Annotated in this window: 12 protein-coding genes and 1 tRNA gene; 8 read left to right on the forward strand and 5 right to left on the reverse strand. The window is 63.0% G+C overall.

Annotation, left to right across the window (positions count from 1 at the left end; genetic code table 11):
- Positions 1–56: 56 nt before the first annotated feature.
- The 4 genes from AB3X96_RS14335 to trxB all read right to left on the reverse strand — a co-directional run bounded on the left by AB3X96_RS14335 (position 57) and on the right by trxB (position 3,851).
- Positions 57–977 carry a LysR family transcriptional regulator gene (locus AB3X96_RS14335; protein WP_176109290.1) on the reverse strand — a complete coding sequence of 307 codons (921 nt, stop codon included), beginning with the start codon at positions 975–977 and terminating at the stop codon, positions 57–59.
- A gap of 130 nt (positions 978–1,107) precedes the next feature.
- Entirely contained in the window at positions 1,108–1,767 is a 660-nt protein-coding gene (locus tag AB3X96_RS14340) for a glutathione S-transferase family protein (RefSeq protein WP_368590257.1), read from the reverse strand.
- Positions 1,768–1,881: 114 nt separating this feature from the next.
- Positions 1,882–2,649, reverse strand: a complete 768-nt coding sequence (locus AB3X96_RS14345) for a Smr/MutS family protein (RefSeq protein WP_368590258.1) — start codon at positions 2,647–2,649, stop codon at positions 1,882–1,884.
- Positions 2,650–2,849: 200 nt separating this feature from the next.
- Positions 2,850–3,851 carry a thioredoxin-disulfide reductase gene (gene trxB / locus AB3X96_RS14350; protein ID WP_176109287.1) on the reverse strand — a complete coding sequence of 334 codons (1,002 nt, stop codon included), beginning with the start codon at positions 3,849–3,851 and terminating at the stop codon, positions 2,850–2,852.
- Between the two features lie 391 nt (positions 3,852–4,242).
- Between trxB and AB3X96_RS14355 the strand changes: the two genes are divergently transcribed.
- The 4 genes from AB3X96_RS14355 (at position 4,243) to AB3X96_RS14370 (ending at position 8,388) form a co-directional block, all read left to right on the forward strand.
- Complete coding sequence (locus AB3X96_RS14355; protein WP_368590259.1) at positions 4,243–6,552, forward strand: DNA translocase FtsK; 2,310 nt, start codon at positions 4,243–4,245, stop codon at positions 6,550–6,552.
- A gap of 151 nt (positions 6,553–6,703) precedes the next feature.
- Positions 6,704–7,447 (forward strand): outer membrane lipoprotein chaperone LolA, encoded by a 744-nt coding sequence (lolA, locus tag AB3X96_RS14360; protein WP_368590260.1) that lies wholly within the window; start codon positions 6,704–6,706, stop codon positions 7,445–7,447.
- A gap of 316 nt (positions 7,448–7,763) precedes the next feature.
- Positions 7,764–7,994: a hypothetical protein gene (locus tag AB3X96_RS14365; protein ID WP_176109284.1), complete on the forward strand. Its 231-nt coding sequence runs from the start codon at positions 7,764–7,766 to the stop codon at positions 7,992–7,994.
- A 205-nt stretch (positions 7,995–8,199) separates the two neighbouring features.
- Positions 8,200–8,388 carry a hypothetical protein gene (locus AB3X96_RS14370; RefSeq protein WP_309240633.1) on the forward strand — a complete coding sequence of 63 codons (189 nt, stop codon included), beginning with the start codon at positions 8,200–8,202 and terminating at the stop codon, positions 8,386–8,388.
- A 118-nt stretch (positions 8,389–8,506) separates the two neighbouring features.
- Here the strand turns inward: AB3X96_RS14370 and cytX are convergent, their stop codons facing one another.
- A complete protein-coding gene (gene cytX, locus AB3X96_RS14375; protein ID WP_368590261.1) occupies positions 8,507–9,823 on the reverse strand; it encodes a putative hydroxymethylpyrimidine transporter CytX in 1,317 nt (438 codons plus the stop codon).
- A 224-nt stretch (positions 9,824–10,047) separates the two neighbouring features.
- Here cytX and AB3X96_RS14380 point away from each other — a divergent pair, with 224 nt between their 5' ends.
- The 4 genes from AB3X96_RS14380 to AB3X96_RS14395 all read left to right on the forward strand — a co-directional run bounded on the left by AB3X96_RS14380 (position 10,048) and on the right by AB3X96_RS14395 (position 15,346).
- Positions 10,048–11,361, forward strand: coding sequence for a replication-associated recombination protein A (locus AB3X96_RS14380; protein ID WP_368590262.1), 1,314 nt, complete (start codon positions 10,048–10,050; stop codon positions 11,359–11,361).
- 64 nt (positions 11,362–11,425) lie between these two features.
- Positions 11,426–12,721 (forward strand): serine--tRNA ligase, encoded by a 1,296-nt coding sequence (gene serS, locus AB3X96_RS14385; RefSeq protein WP_368590263.1) that lies wholly within the window; start codon positions 11,426–11,428, stop codon positions 12,719–12,721.
- A gap of 197 nt (positions 12,722–12,918) precedes the next feature.
- Positions 12,919–13,009 (forward strand) — tRNA-Ser (locus AB3X96_RS14390).
- Positions 13,010–13,750: 741 nt separating this feature from the next.
- On the forward strand, positions 13,751–15,346 hold the full coding sequence (locus tag AB3X96_RS14395; RefSeq protein ID WP_368590264.1) for a hypothetical protein: 1,596 nt from the start codon (positions 13,751–13,753) through the stop codon (positions 15,344–15,346).
- Positions 15,347–15,379: the final 33 nt, after the last annotated feature.

Raw genomic sequence — 15,379 nt, forward strand, 5'->3', positions numbered from 1 at the left:
TTCAGAAGAGCCCCATGTGTTCAGTTGCGCGTGGGGCTTTTGTTTTTTTGCAGCCGTCATGCCGACTCTGGCAAACGCAAATCCGGATTGCTGCGCGCGAGCTCGCCGACCCAATCGATGAACGCGCGCAGCCGCGAACTCAGATTGCGGCGGTGCGCATACAGGATCGACAGCGGCGTGCCGGGGCTCGTGTAGTTGCCGAGAATCTCCGTGAGCGCGCCTTGCTCGATCAGCTCGGCGACCATGAAGCGCGACGGCTGGATGATGCCGTGGCCCAGCACGCCCGCGGTGATGTAGACGGAGCCGTCGTTGACGGCGAGCGTGCTGTCCATCGCGACGCGCTCGATTTCGCCGTCGACTTCGAATTCGAACGGGAAGGTACGGCCGCTGCGCGCGGACACGTAGTTGACCGCGCGATGCTCGCCGAGCTCGGCCAGCGTGGTCGGCGTGCCGAACTTCTGCAGATACGCGGGCGACGCGCATGTGACGATGCGCGCAAGCCCGATGCGCTTTGCGACGAGGCTCGACTCTTCGGGCGTGCCCATGCGGATCACGCAATCGACGCCGTCCTGGATCAGATCGATGTTGCGATCCGCGAGACCGAGACGCACGTCGATCGCGGGGTATTGTTCGTAGAAGTCGTCGAGCGCGGGCAGCAGCAGCGAGCGCGCGAGCGTGCCGGACGTGTCGACGCGGATCGTGCCGGCCGGATTCTCACGCTTGTTCGATAGCGACGACTCGGCATCGGCGACGTCGGCGAGAATGCGCACGCAGCGCTCGTAGAACGACGCGCCGTCTTCGGTCACGCTGACCTGACGCGTCGAGCGGTTCAGGAGCCGCACGCCGACGTGTTCCTCGAGCGCCTGGATCGTGCGGCTGACCTTCGCGCGTGGCAGATCGAGCGATTCCGAGACCTTGGTGAAGCTGTTCGCTTCGACCACGCGCGTGAAGATCTCCATCGCTTCGAAACGGTCCATGGTGTGCCTTGTGGGTGGTGAGCCCAAAGAAGGGCGGGGCAGGCTTGCGATACGACAGGAAGTCTACAGCCACGAAATCAGGTTGTCTGCCGTGCCCCGTTCGCGCGAATCTGCCACCGCCGCTCGCGGCTCAATCCCGGTCTGGCGCACCCAGCGGAAATAGCGGCCGATACGGCCGCGCCTCGTCGACCGCGCGGGCGAACGACGGCCGCGCGAGCAGCCGCTGCCGGTACGCGCGCACGTGCGCGAACGCGGGGTCGATCGGATGCGTCCAGTCGGCGTAGAACAGAAACGGGGCGGCGCCACAGTCGGCGAGGCTGAAGCTGTCGCCGGCGGCCCATTCGCGCTCGGCCATGTGGCGGTTGAGCCAGGCATAAGCGGTGTCGAGCATCGCGCGTGCATCGGCGACGCCACGCGCGTCGCGCTCGGCTTCGGGACGCAGGCTATCGAACACGACCTTTTGCTGCGGCGTCGCAATGTAGTTGTCGAAGAAGCGGTCCAATATCCGAACCTCGAGCGCGGCGCGCGGGTCGGCCGGCAACAACGCTACAGACCCCGGATACTGCAGGCCCAGATATTCGATGATGATGGTGGCCTCGACCACCGTGCGCCCGCCGTCGACGAGCACCGGGAAGCGCTTGATCGGCCACAGCGCGGCGAATTCGGCCATGATCTGCGGGTCGTCGTACGCGAGCACGCGCATCTCGAACGGCGTGCCGTTTTCGTACAACGCGGTCAGGGCCTTCTGGCAGTACGACGAGAACGGATGGGCATAAAGCTTCAGGGGCATCGCGATCACCTTTGAAGGTTGCACAGCACGAATCCACGGTGGCGACGAGAGCCACCGCGCGACGGCCAGACTGGCCGTTTACCCCACGACGAACGACGGCCGAAAAAATCGACCTCAGACCTTCAGGTTTGTCCCATGCGGCGGCAACGAACCCGGCTGCAACAGCACGACCACCGCGCCGGCGCCGCCGTCATGCGGGCGCGCCTGACAGAACGCGATCACTTCGGCTTTCTGCACGAGCCACGCGCGCACTTTGCCTTTCAGCACCGGCTCCTTGCCGATCGACCCCAAACCCTTGCCGTGAATCACGCGCAGGCAGCGCAGGCCGCGCTTGACCGATTCGCGAATGAATTCCGCGAGCGCCTCGCGTGCTTCCTCGCGCCGCATGCCGTGCAGGTCGATCTGCGCCTGCACGATCCACTCGCCACGCCGCAGCTTGCGCACGACGTCGCGGCTCACGCCGGGGCGGCAATACGACAGCGTTTCGTCGGTTTCGAGCAGCACTTCGGGGTCGAACTCATCGGAAATCGCTTCGTGCAGCACCGCTTCCTCATCGAGCAGCGTCTGCACCGGCAGCGGCGGTGGGGGATTGCGCGTGAGCGTCGCACGTGGCGGAATCGCGAGCGGCGCGACTTCGCCGATCTCGCGGCGGAACAGATCGGCGTCGGCGGCCGCTTCGCGCTGCGCCGCTCGCGCCGCTGCCTGTTCGCGCTCGCGCCGCTCGGCGTCACCCTTCAACGCTTCACGCAACGCCCCGAGGCCGGCGAGCCCGGAGGCGCGATCGAGCTTCGGCGCGACAGCGGGCGCAGCCGCCGCGGGCGCGGGACGCTTGGTCGCTTGCGGGCGTTTCGGTTCGTTCGGATGCGGTTGATTCTTCGGCATATCGGCAATACAGGCGGAAAGGTCGATGGGTCGTGCGCGGCCGCGGCGGCAAAAACGACAAAGGCCGCCGGCATTTCAGCCGCGGCCTTCGTGAATCAATGACGGCCGCGCTGCGCGCCACCGTCATTTTACTGTCGCGCCCGTTGTCGCGACTTCGCGTCGCCATACGGCGACGCGCAGCGGATCAGCGGATTATCGGATCACCGGTCCGCTTCCGCGCTCATCGCGTGCTCGCCGGCCATCTCGTTGATGGTCTCGAGATAGCGCTGCGCATCGAGCGCGGCCATACAGCCGGTGCCCGCGCTCGTGATCGCCTGGCGATAGATATGGTCCTGCACGTCGCCGGCGGCGAACACACCCGGCACGCTCGTCGCGGTCGCGAAACCGTTCAGGCCGCCCTTGGTGATGATGTAGCCGTTCTTCATCTCGAGTTGACCTTCGAAGATGTCCGTGTTCGGCTTGTGGCCGATCGCGACGAACAGGCCCTGCAGCGCGATGTCGGTGGTCTCGCCAGTCTGCGTGTGCTTGATGCGCAGGCCGGTGACGCCGGAGGCGTCGCCGGTTACTTCTTCGAGCACATGGTTCCACTTGATCTCGACGACGCCTTCCTTCTCTTTCGCGAGCAGACGGTCGATCAGAATCGGCTCGGCGCGGAACTTGTCACGGCGATGGATCACGGTCACCTTCTTCGCGATGCCGGCGAGGTACAGCGCCTCTTCGACGGCCGTATTGCCGCCGCCGATCACGGCAACGTGCTGCTGCTTATAGAAGAAGCCGTCGCAGGTGGCGCAGGCCGACACGCCCTTGCCCATGAAGGCCTCTTCCGACGGCAGGCCGAGATATTGCGCCGATGCACCCGTCGAGATGATCAGCGAGTCGCACGTGTATTCGCCCGAATCGCCGATCAGGCGAATCGGCTTCTCATCGAGCTTCGCCGTGTGGATGTGGTCGAAGATGATCTCGGTGTTGAAGCGCTCGGCGTGCTCGAGGAAGCGCGCCATCAGTTCCGGGCCTTGCACGCCGTTGGCGTCGGCGGGCCAGTTTTCGACGTCGGTCGTGGTCATCAGCTGGCCGCCTTGCGCGAGGCCGGTGACGAGTACCGGCGCGAGGTTGGCGCGCGCCGCGTAAACCGCCGCCGTGTAGCCGGCGGGGCCGGAACCGAGAATCAGAACCTTGGCGTGTTTCGTTGCAGTTGCGGGCATGATCGAATCCTTGTACGGCGCGCGGCTCGCCATTGCGTAGCCGTGCGTTTTTGAACTGAAACTGTAGATGGGTATCAGACCGGCATTATAAACGGCGGGGCCTACGGCTGCGCCATCAAGCTTTCTGATCGCCGCGATAGCGTGGCGGCGTGGGCGCGCGGTGCGAGCACGCGGCGCGATACGACGAATTCAGCGCGCGTCGTTCATCCATTTGTGGTCAAACCGCCAAGTTACCGTCATTTACAGCCTCGCGCGGGACACAGCGTTTACAATAGCCCGGATCGAAGTTTCCGGTAGCCGGGATCGGGTCTAAAGCCGCGCGCGGCGAGGCTCGGGCCGCGTTCCCGGCGGCAGTTTCAGCCTGAACCGGCTACCCCAGGCAACAGGATCAATGGCAAAAGCTCCCTATACCTCGAGCGCGCAGGCATTGCCGCACCGCATGTCGCGCCTCTTCACCGAAATCCGCTGGATTCTGCAGGTGGCCCTCGGCGTGTTCCTGCTGATGTCCCTCGTCAGCTACAGCAGGCACGACCCGAGCTGGACCCATGCCGCGCAGGTCGACCATATCTCGAACTGGGCGGGCCGCGTCGGCGCGTGGACCTCGGACATTCTGCTGCTGCTGTTCGGCCTGTCCGCCTACTGGTGGATCGTGCTGCTCGGCCGCCACATCTCCGCGAACTACAGGCGCATCACCCGCAACGAAGAGCCGCAGGACGACGACGCGCCGCGCGGCGTCAGCTGGCTCGCGGACGCGTTCGCGTTCATGCTCGTGCTGCTGTCGTGCAACGGCCTCGAGGCGCTGCGCATGTGGTCGCTGAGAGTGCAGTTGCCGCGCGCGCCCGGCGGCGTGATCGGCGAGGCCGTCGCGCGCGGCGTCTCGCATGCGCTCGGCTTCACCGGCGGCACGCTCGCGCTGCTGCTCGGTCTGGGGATCGGGTTGTCGCTGTACTTCCGGTTTTCGTGGCTGTCGGTCGCGGAGAAGGTCGGCGAATCGATCATTTCCGCGGTGACGTTCGCGAAGCTGCGCCGCGAGGCCGGGCTCGATCGCAAGCTCGGCGAAGCAGCTGCCGTGAAGCGCGAAGGCAAGGTCGAGAAGGGCCGCGTGCGCATCGAGGAGCACGAGCCCGTGGTGATCGTGCCGCCGCTCGCCACGCCGGCGAAGTCGGAGCGTGTCGAGAAGGAACGCCAGGTGCCGCTCTTCACCGATCTGCCCGGCGACTCCACGCTGCCGCCCATCTCGTTGCTCGACCCCGCGCCCGCCGCGCAGGAAACCATTTCCGCGGACACGCTCGAGTTTACGTCGCGCCTGATCGAGAAGAAGCTGAAGGACTTCGGCGTCGAAGTGAGCGTGGTCGCCGCGTATCCGGGCCCGGTCGTCACGCGCTATGAAATCGAGCCGGCCACCGGTGTGAAGGGCAGTCAGATCGTCAACCTCGCGAAGGACCTTGCGCGTTCGCTGTCGCTCGTGTCGATCCGCGTCGTCGAAACGATTCCGGGCAAGAACTACATGGCGTTGGAGCTGCCGAACCAGCGCCGTCAGACCGTGAGCCTGTCCGAAATTCTCGGCTCGACCGTGTATGCGGATGCCGCGTCGCCGCTCACGATGGGTCTCGGCAAGGACATCGGCGGCAAGCCGGTGTGCGCGGACCTCGCGAAGATGCCGCATTTGCTCGTCGCCGGCACGACCGGTTCGGGCAAGTCGGTCGGTATCAACGCGATGATCCTGTCGCTGTTGTACAAGGCGAGCGCCGAGCAGGTGCGCATGATCCTGATCGATCCGAAGATGCTCGAAATGAGCGTCTACGAAGGCATTCCCCATCTGCTGTGTCCGGTCGTCACCGACATGCGTCAGGCGGGCCACGCGCTGAACTGGGCGGTCGCCGAAATGGAGCGCCGCTACAAGCTGATGAGCAAGGTCGGCGTGCGTAACCTCGCCGGCTACAACAACAAGATCGACGAAGCGGCCAAGCGTGAAGAGAAGCTGCCGAATCCGTTCAGCCTGACGCCGGACGATCCGGAACCGCTCACGCGTTTGCCGAACATCGTGATCGTCATCGACGAACTGGCCGACCTGATGATGGTCGTCGGCAAGAAGGTCGAAGAGCTGATCGCGCGAATCGCGCAGAAGGCGCGCGCGGCCGGCATCCATCTGATACTCGCGACGCAGCGTCCGTCGGTCGACGTGATCACCGGCTTGATCAAGGCCAACGTGCCGACCCGTATGGCGTTCCAGGTGTCGTCGAAAATCGACTCGCGCACGATTCTCGACCAGCAGGGCGCCGAGTCGCTGCTCGGCATGGGCGACATGCTGTATCTGCCGCCGGGCACTGGTTTGCCGGTGCGTGTGCACGGTGCGTTCGTGTCGGACGATGAAGTGCATCGCGTCGTCGACAAGCTCAAGGAGCAGGGCGAGCCGAACTATATCGAGGGCATTCTCGAGGGCGGCGTGAGCGGCGAGGGCGACGAAGGTTCGGCGGGAACCGCGTCCACCGAAGGCGAGTCGGACCCGTTATACGACCAGGCGGTCGACGTCGTGCTGAAGAACCGCCGCGCGTCGATTTCACTGGTGCAGCGGCACCTGCGTATCGGCTACAACCGGGCGGCGCGTCTGCTCGAACAGATGGAGAATTCGGGCGTGGTGTCAGCGATGTCGTCGAACGGCAATCGCGAGATTCTGGCGCCGGCGCGCGAAGCGGAATAGCCGCAACAAGCCATTGCGGCTATTGCGAGCGCCGCTGCGTATACCGCCATATGCGCTATCGCGGCTCGACGCCGGGCCAGTCACTTTGTGTTCAGCGAGGGCGGCGACCCGGCACAGCCCATCACCGAATTCATTCAACGGAGAAATACCTATGCAAGCAATCGCGCAGCAGGATGCCCGACAGCGTAAAGCGGGCCGCCTCGGCGAGCGCGTGTGCCGCGGCATGCGCAAGATCGCGCGCGCCGCCGGCAGTGTCGCGATCGGTGCGTCGCTGCTCGTTGCGTCGCACGCGTTCGCGAGCGGCATCGAGCAACTGAAGGCCTTCGTCTCGCAGGTCCATTCGGCGCGCGGCACCTTCGTGCAACAGGAAGTGCGCGCGCCGAGCAAGGCGCAGGGCGCGAGCGGCGCGCTGTCCACCGCGAACCCGGGCAAGCCGACCACGTCGAGCGGCACGTTCATGTTCGCGCGGCCCGGCAAGTTCATCTGGCAATACGAGAAGCCCTACTCGCAATTGTTGCAGGCGGACGGCGACAAGCTCTTCGTCTATGACAAGGATCTGAACCAGGTGACGGTGCGCGCGCTCGGCAACGCGCTCGGCGCGAGCCCGGCGGCGATCCTGTTCGGCAGCAACGACCTGGAGAAGAATTTCACGCTGCGCGACGCGGGCGTGAAAGCCGGCATCGACTGGCTCGAACTGACGCCGAAGGCGAAGGACACGCAGTTCGAGCGCGTCGGCATCGGCTTCAAGGACGGCAATCTGGAAGCGATGGAATTGCACGACGTGTTCGGTAACGTCACGCTGCTGACGTTCTCGAACATCCAGAAAAATCCGCCACTGCCGTCCGATGCGTTCAAGTTCACGGTGCCGAAGGGCGCGGATGTGATCAACGGGTGAATCGCGCGGTGCGCGCCGGCGAAGCCGCGCTTGTCGAGCGCGGCTTTTTTGTTGTGCGCGGCACGTGGCACGTGGATTGCTAAAGGTGCGCGCTCTGTGCCGCGATGAAAATCAAATCGTCGTCGCCGGCAGACGTAATGATTTAGTGCGAGACTGTAAAGACCGGCATCGCTGATGGGGCTAAGTTAGCGCGTACGATCATTTCCAGGATTGGGCGCGCAGTCTCTAACAATTTTTTGCTGCAACGCAACAAAATAACGCCTAAACTGATTGAAGCTGGTTGTCGCTTCGAATGTCTGGAAAGGTGAGGCATGTCATGAGATTGTCTTCTTCACACGAGTTACGCTTGTCCCCGTCCCTCCATGTATTCGAGCAGGAGGGCGGATGGCATTGGGGAATCACGGTTCCACGGTCGGCCGGAAGTGGTTTCAAGGTCGTGGCATACAGCGAAAAAACCTTTATCGATGAGGCCGAAGCCCATCGGGAAGGCAATCGCGCGCTTGAACGTTTTGCCGACGCGCCGTCGGTTTCCCTCGACCGGCAATAACGCCGTAGATTTTTATGCATATAACGTGCACATTATTTCGATCGCCGGTGAAAACCGCAATGATTACCTGTCGGTAATACCTTGATATGCAACGAATTGCATATCTTTTTTGACCTTCCCAAAAATCGTAGCGATAATGTCTCGTTTTTGAGATATCGCTCTTACTTTGACTTTAGCGGAATATGAAACCACCCACGCGCTCAGCGTGGAACTGGACGGCGTGAACTATGCCGGAACCTATCGCGTCATGACGGGCACCGTCGTCGTCCACTTCGCGAACGAGAGCAAATTCGCGTCGTACGCACCGAACCGGCCCGAGACCGTCGCCCGTTGGCTGCTCACGGACCTGTGTCGAAAGGTCGAATCGCGCCGGCGCAAAGCCGCGAAAAAATAGCCGGCGGCGCGAACAGCGGCTGACGGTTTCAGGTCATAACAAAGACCTGCAATTGCACTGCAGGTCTTTGTTACTTTCTGGTAGCCGCGTTTAAGGCAACGCGCTCAGACTAATGCGCTTATGCATACGCAGTCTTGCGCGCCGTTACGAACACGTAGTAGCACACCGCACCGATCGCGAGCGACGGCAGCGTCGCGCCGAGATTCGGCAGCCATTGATTGATCACCTGATACGAGGCGATGCCGATCGCCCACGCGACGAACGCGCTCAGGTGCCAGCCGCCCGAGAAGCCGTAGCGGCCGCGCACATCGGCGAGCACCGCGGCATCGATGCGACGCTTGCGCACGATGAAGTGATCCATCAGCACGACGCCGAACAGAGGCGCGAATACCGAGCCGATCAACAGCAGAAAATTCTGGTACTTCGCCATCGGCACGAGCAGCGCGATCAGCGTGCACAGCGCGCCGAACGCGGCCGACAGCAACGGCACGCTCGCCCGCGTCCAGAACGTGCCGGTCGACACCGCGGCCGAGTGGATATCGGCGAACGCATTGTCGATTTCGTCGATCAGGATCAGCAGCAGCGCAAACCCGCCGCCTGCTTGCGCGAGCGCGCCGGTCAGCAATGCATCGCCGCCGCCGGCCGCGAGGCCATAGACCGCGCCGAGCGCATAGAACCAGATGTTCGCGATGCCATAGCCGTACAGCGTGCCGCGGAACGTCTCGCCAGCGCGACGGCCGAAGCGCGTGTAGTCGGCGATCAGTGGCAGCCACGACAGCGGCATCGCGACCACGAGGTCGACCGCGCCGCCGAACGACATCTCGCCGGTGCCGGGACGCTGCATCAGATCGGCGAGATTGTGGCGCGCGAGCAGGTTCCACGTGAGCCACGCGGCGCCCGCGAGCAGTAGCCAAATCCCCCACTTGCGCAGAAAGCGCCGCACGAAAGACAGCGGGCCGCTGATCGCGAGCAAGGTTGCGAGCAGGCCGAAGATCACGGTCCACACGAGCGGCATCGACAGGCCGAAAGCCTGCTTCGCGAGCGCATCGGCGGAATCGCGCATCACGATCACCTCGAACGAGCCCCAGCCGACCAGTTGCACCATGTTCAGCACGGCCGGCACCGACGCGCCGCGCACGCCGAGCGTCGGACGCAGCGACGACATCGCCGCGAGCCCGGTGTCGGTGCCGATCACGCCCGCGAGCGCGAGCAGCACGACGCCGATCACGCTGCCGAGCACGATCGCGACGAGCGCATGCGGCAGCGACAGCCCAGGCACCAGCAGCGCGCCCGCCTGGGCGACGAGCAGGCCAATGCCGAGCGAGAACCACAGCGCGAACGCGTCGCCGGTACGGAACGCGCGGCGCGCGTCGGGCACCGGCGAGAGCGGCGCGTAGGTGGAGCCGGCTTGGCCGGCGACAGAATCTTGAGCCATCTGATGTGTGTTCCTCCTGGTGGTGCGGTGAAGCTCTGCTGTGAATTTATGCGCTGTCGGCGCGCCGGGTCGGCCATCGCGCGGTCGCCGTCACTGTCATAATGCAGGACGTTGCCCGCGTTGTTGCCTCTGCTTGCGGCCGTGCGCGGACTTTGCGCTTGTCCTGCGCGGCGCCGCTCGAACGCGGTGCGTACCCGGAAAGCCGAGATTATCCCCAAAACGTCATGTTTGAAGAAACCCGTGCCAATGTTCCGCTCGCCGAACGCCTGCGGCCACGCAATATCGACGAAGTGATCGGCCAGTCGCATCTGCTCGGTCCGAACAAGCCGCTCAGGGTCGCGTTCGAATCGGGCGAGGCCCATTCGATGATCCTGTGGGGCCCGCCAGGCGTCGGCAAGACCACGCTCGCGCGGCTGATGGCCGATGCGTTCGACGCGCAGTTCATCGCGTTGTCCGCGGTGCTGTCGGGCGTGAAGGATATCCGCGAGGCGGTCGAGACCGCGCAGATCCATCGCGCGAACGGCCATCAGACGCTGGTGTTCGTCGACGAGGTGCATCGCTTCAACAAGAGCCAGCAAGACGCGTTCTTGCCGCACGTCGAGTCGGGCCTGTTCGTGTTCGTCGGTGCGACGACCGAGAATCCGTCGTTCGAGGTCAATAGCGCGTTGCTGTCGCGCGCCGCGGTCTACGTGCTCAAAAGCCTGACCGACGACGAACAGCGCGAACTGCTCGAGCGCGCACAGAAGGAACTCGGCGGCCTCACGTTCACCGACGAAGCGCGCGCCGCGCTAATCGGCTCCGCCGACGGCGACGGCCGCAAGCTGTTGAACAACCTCGAGATCGTCGCGCGCGCGGCCGCGCAGCAGAAGACCACCGAAATCGACGGCGCGTTATTGGGCAGCGCGCTCGCGGAAAATCTGCGCCGCTTCGACAAGGGCGGCGACGCGTTCTACGACCAGATCAGCGCGCTGCATAAATCGGTGCGCGGCAGCAACCCTGACGGCGCGCTGTACTGGTTCTGCCGCATGCTCGACGGCGGCGCCGACCCGCGCTATCTGGCGCGTCGCATCGTGCGCATGGCGTGGGAAGACATCGGCCTCGCGGACCCACGCGCCGCGCGCATCACGCTCGACGCCGCCGAAACCTACGAGCGTCTCGGCTCGCCCGAAGGCGAACTCGCGCTCGCGCAGGCGATCATCTATCTGGCGGTCGCGCCGAAATCGAATGCCGGATACAACGCGTACAACGAGGCGCGGCGGTTCGTCGGCAAGGACCAGTCGCGCGCGGTACCGGTGCATCTGCGCAACGCGCCGACGAAGCTGATGAAGGAACTCGGCTACGGCCACGACTATCGCTATGCGCACGACGAACCCGATGCGTACGCGGCCGGCGAGACCTATCTTCCGGACGGCATGCGCGAGCCGCATTGGTACGAGCCGACGCCGCGTGGCCTCGAAGGCAAGATCGGCGAAAAGCTCGCGCGGCTTGGCGAGCTCGATGCGCGGTGGCGCGCCGAGAACAAGCCGAAGAAGGGTTGAGGCGTTTCGCCTTGGCCGGTGCGTTAAAATCGCGGTTTCATACAACGAACATCCGTCCCATCCCATGCTCGACATCCAGTTGCTGCGCAAAGACCTCGACGGCGTCGCAAAGCGCCTCGCCGACCGCGGCTATATCCTCGACGTCGCGGCCTTCACCGCGCTCGAAGCGGAACGCCGCGATACCCAGACCCGTACCGAAGAACTACAGGCGCGCCGCAACAGCCTGTCGAAGCAGATCGGCGCGATGAAAGGGCGTGGCGAAGATACGTCGGCGGTAATGGCCGAAGTGAGCGGCATCGGCGACGAGATGAAGGCGTCGGCGGTCAAGCTCGAAGACATCCAGAAGCGTCTGTCGGATCTGCTGCTCGGCGTGCCGAATCTCGCGCACGAAAGCGTGCCGGTCGGCAACGACGAAGCCCATAACGTCGAAGTGCGCCGCTGGGGCACGCCGCGACAGTTCGACTTCGAAGTCAAGGATCACGTGGACGTCGGCACGCCGCTTGGCCTCGACTTCGAGACAGGCGCGAAGCTGTCGGGCGCGCGCTTCACGATGCTGCGCGGCCAGATTGCGCGGCTGCATCGCGCGCTCGCACAGTTCATGATCGACACGCACACGCAGCAACACGGCTATACCGAGATATACACGCCGTACATCGTGAATCCGGACATCCTGTACGGCACCGGCCAGCTGCCGAAGTTCGCGGACGATATGTTCCGCGTCGAGAAGGGCGGCGGTGAAAGCACGGTCACCCAATATCTGATCTCGACCTCGGAAATTTCGCTGACCAACACGGTGCGTGAGAGCATCGTCGAAGGGGACGCACTGCCGATCAAGCTGACTGCGCACTCGCCGTGCTTCCGCTCGGAGGCGGGCTCGTACGGGCGCGACACGCGCGGCATGATCCGCCAGCATCAGTTCGACAAGGTCGAGATGGTGCAGGTCGTCGCTCCTGACGCATCGTACGACGCGCTCGAGCAGATGGTCGGCCATGCCGAGGCGATTCTGCAGAAGCTCGAACTGCCGTATCGCGTGATCACGCTGTGCACCGGCGACATGGGTTTCTCCGCAGCGAAGACCTATGACCTCGAAGTATGGCTGCCCGCGCAGAACACCTATCGTGAGATTTCGAGCTGCTCGAATACCGAGGCGTTCCAGGCGCGACGCATGCAGGCGCGTTTCCGCAACGCGCAGGGCAAGCCGGAACTCGTGCATACGCTGAACGGCTCGGGCCTCGCGGTTGGCCGCACGCTCGTCGCGGTGCTCGAGAACTTCCAGAACGCCGATGGCTCGGTGACGGTGCCCACGGCATTGCGGCCGTACCTCGGCGGCGTGGAGCGGCTGGAAGTGCCGGCGGCCTGAGCGTCGCTGGCATGTGTGCAGGCGCGGTATCGTCGCGTGTCTGACGGTGCCGGTGCCGGCACCCAAGCCTCTCGAAAAAAATTTAGAAGTTTTTTCGTCGAGGGGCTTGGAAAACTGATTCGAGCTGTTTTATAATCTTTTTCTCCCAAGCAACGGCCCGCTTGGATCCGACGAAGCAGCAGCGAGTTGGAATACCCGGAAAGGTGGCAGAGTGGTCGAATGTACCTGACTCGAAATCAGGCGTACGGTTTCCCCGTACCGTGGGTTCGAATCCCACCCTTTCCGCCAAATTCTGAAACCCCTTGATTTCACCGATCAAGGGGTTTTTTGTTTTGGGTTTTCGAATTGTTTTGCCAAGGCAATCCGATATTGTTCAAGCATCATTTCTATTGGCGAAATTCATTGTTTCAATTTTTTGTACATGAGCTATTCGCCGCTCGTGGGTCTTTTTCATTCCGATTTCCATACAAATACCTTAAGCGATACCTGCTGCGCTGTCTCCGCATTCATATGCGGGGACATGTTCGGGACATGGCCGTCGCGCGCTATAAGGGGTCGAAGTAAGAAAATTTGCGGGCGACCCGCCCCCCGATCGACTTCTTAAAGTGCGAATCTTCGCGGACCCAACACATCTCCGCAAGATCTGCCTTTTTTTACAAATAAATACGATTTTTGGTTGGGCTCGGTCATTCGTTCAGGGTACGATTTACGCCGTCAGCAGCTTTTACGGGAAGAATTTTCCTGAAAGACAAGAGTTGCGGCAGTAATCGGTAAAAGGTTCGCAAGGCAAACGTTTGCGGACCGACGCGCACCAACATTGTCAATCTGGACCACCGCGAGGGGCCTCTTCGCGAGCATCGGTTCAATCGGACATCACAGACGTGCGTTCCACGGCACCTCAGGACAAATGTTTTTAAGGAATGCAAATTCATTTGCATCGAATCCTTATGCATTGTCCGTCCGAATCACAGCGAATTCACCTTTGGTCTTTTTATCGGGAATTTTCCCGACATTTGGAATTACTCTGCGATGATAAAACGACGTCAATTCATTGGGGGTCTCACGGCCCTGAGCGCAAGTTATCTTTTGGCCGCATGTGGTGGCGGTGGATCCGGCACCTCGGACGACAAGACTGCCGCCGCTGCCGCTGCATCCGGCGCTTCCGGTACCGCGGCTTCCAAAACGGCCGTCGCAAAGACGAGCGATCCGAACAGTGTCTCCATTCCGCCCGCCTCGTCCATCACGGACAACTCCGGCAACGTCTGGACGCTGTCCGGAGGTGTAGGTGGCTCGGTCTACTGCAACGGTTCGCCGGCAAGCAACACCTACAACGTGCAGATGGTCCTGTTTTATGCCGGCGTGATCTATCACGAGGGCACGGGTGGTCAGTTCTACCAATGGACGGGCTCGGGCTGGAAAGGTTGCATCGACCCGCGCCTCGGTGGCACCTCGGCTGATGGCACCACGATCCCCGGTTCGTCGTACATCATCGACAAATCCAACAACATCTGGACGGTGAACAACGGTGTCATTCTCTGCAATGGGGCGCCCGTAGGCAACACGTACAACGTCTCGCTGCTGTTGTGGTACGGCGGCAAGATCTGGCATTGCGGCACGGGTGGCCAGTTCTACGTGAACAACGAGACCGCCGGTCGTTGGCTGCCATGTAACGATCCGCGCACCCCGATCGCACCGGCCGCGGGCATGTTCTACGGCATGAACGGCCACTTCGACTACACCTACACGCCCCAACAGGTCGTGTCGATCCTGAAGGGCATGGGCTGCACCAGCTATCGCGTGGGCTGCACCAACACTTCGAACCAGCTGAACGCACTGATCGGGCTTGCGCAGGCTTTCCAGTCGGCGGGCATGACCTTGATCGTGCTGATCAATCAGGGCGTCTACGACTCCAATGGCAACGTGTTCGCCAACGAGAGTGCCGCTTACAACCAGGGTTACTCGGTCGCCCAAGGCATCGCGAACGCACTGAAGCCGTATGGCGTGACCATATACGAATGCGGCAACGAGTTGACGCGCACGAACGCCACCGTATTGGACTTCACCGCTGCGGGCACGAAGGCGTCGGACTTCAACAACGCGAACTGGCCGGCGATGCGCGGCGTGATGCGCGGCATGATCGACGGCGTGAAGTCGGTTCAGTCCAACGCGAAATGCGGCATCAACTTCTGCGTGAACGATGTCGGCGCAGCGGACGCGCTGTGGGAAGGTATGCAGCCCGATGGTAGCGGCGGCCACCCGACCGTGCGCTGGGATATCACCACGTGGCACAACTACGAGGTGTATGGCGACGTGTTCTCCCTCGGTGCGGACGGCGCCCAACCTGGCTTCGATCTGCCGATCTATTGCAAGGCCCGTTACGGCGTGCCGTTCCTCATCACCGAGTGGAACACCGGACCGGAACGGGACGAGACCTATCGTGGGAACTACATCACGACGAGGCTCGGCGAGTTCTATCAGAATCGCAAGACGCACAATATCCAGGGCGTCATGTATTACGTGCTCGACAGCGGCGACGAGACGTTCGGCATCATGAAAGCCGGCACGCCGTTGAACCCGGCGTACAGTGCGTTCCAAAGTTTCACCGCAGCGCATCCCGACAACTAAGCCGCGGATCTCGACGCAAGCAGCCCTGCGCGT

The organism is Paraburkholderia sp. BR13439 (assembly GCF_040948805.1).
In the GTDB taxonomy this organism is placed as follows: domain Bacteria; phylum Pseudomonadota; class Gammaproteobacteria; order Burkholderiales; family Burkholderiaceae; genus Paraburkholderia; species Paraburkholderia youngii.

Coding starts and splice junctions, on each gene's coding strand:
- AB3X96_RS14340 (WP_368590257.1), bottom strand. CDS start 1,767: ATGCCCCTGAAGCTTTATGCCCATCCGTTCTCGTCGTACTGCCAGAAG.
- AB3X96_RS14380 (WP_368590262.1), top strand. CDS start 10,048: ATGTTTGAAGAAACCCGTGCCAATGTTCCGCTCGCCGAACGCCTGCGG.
- cytX (WP_368590261.1), bottom strand. CDS start 9,823: ATGGCTCAAGATTCTGTCGCCGGCCAAGCCGGCTCCACCTACGCGCCG.
- AB3X96_RS14395 (WP_368590264.1), top strand. CDS start 13,751: ATGATAAAACGACGTCAATTCATTGGGGGTCTCACGGCCCTGAGCGCA.
- AB3X96_RS14335 (WP_176109290.1), bottom strand. CDS start 977: ATGGACCGTTTCGAAGCGATGGAGATCTTCACGCGCGTGGTCGAAGCG.
- lolA (WP_368590260.1), top strand. CDS start 6,704: ATGCAAGCAATCGCGCAGCAGGATGCCCGACAGCGTAAAGCGGGCCGC.
- trxB (WP_176109287.1), bottom strand. CDS start 3,851: ATGCCCGCAACTGCAACGAAACACGCCAAGGTTCTGATTCTCGGTTCC.
- AB3X96_RS14355 (WP_368590259.1), top strand. CDS start 4,243: ATGGCAAAAGCTCCCTATACCTCGAGCGCGCAGGCATTGCCGCACCGC.
- AB3X96_RS14345 (WP_368590258.1), bottom strand. CDS start 2,649: ATGCCGAAGAATCAACCGCATCCGAACGAACCGAAACGCCCGCAAGCG.
- AB3X96_RS14365 (WP_176109284.1), top strand. CDS start 7,764: ATGAGATTGTCTTCTTCACACGAGTTACGCTTGTCCCCGTCCCTCCAT.
- serS (WP_368590263.1), top strand. CDS start 11,426: ATGCTCGACATCCAGTTGCTGCGCAAAGACCTCGACGGCGTCGCAAAG.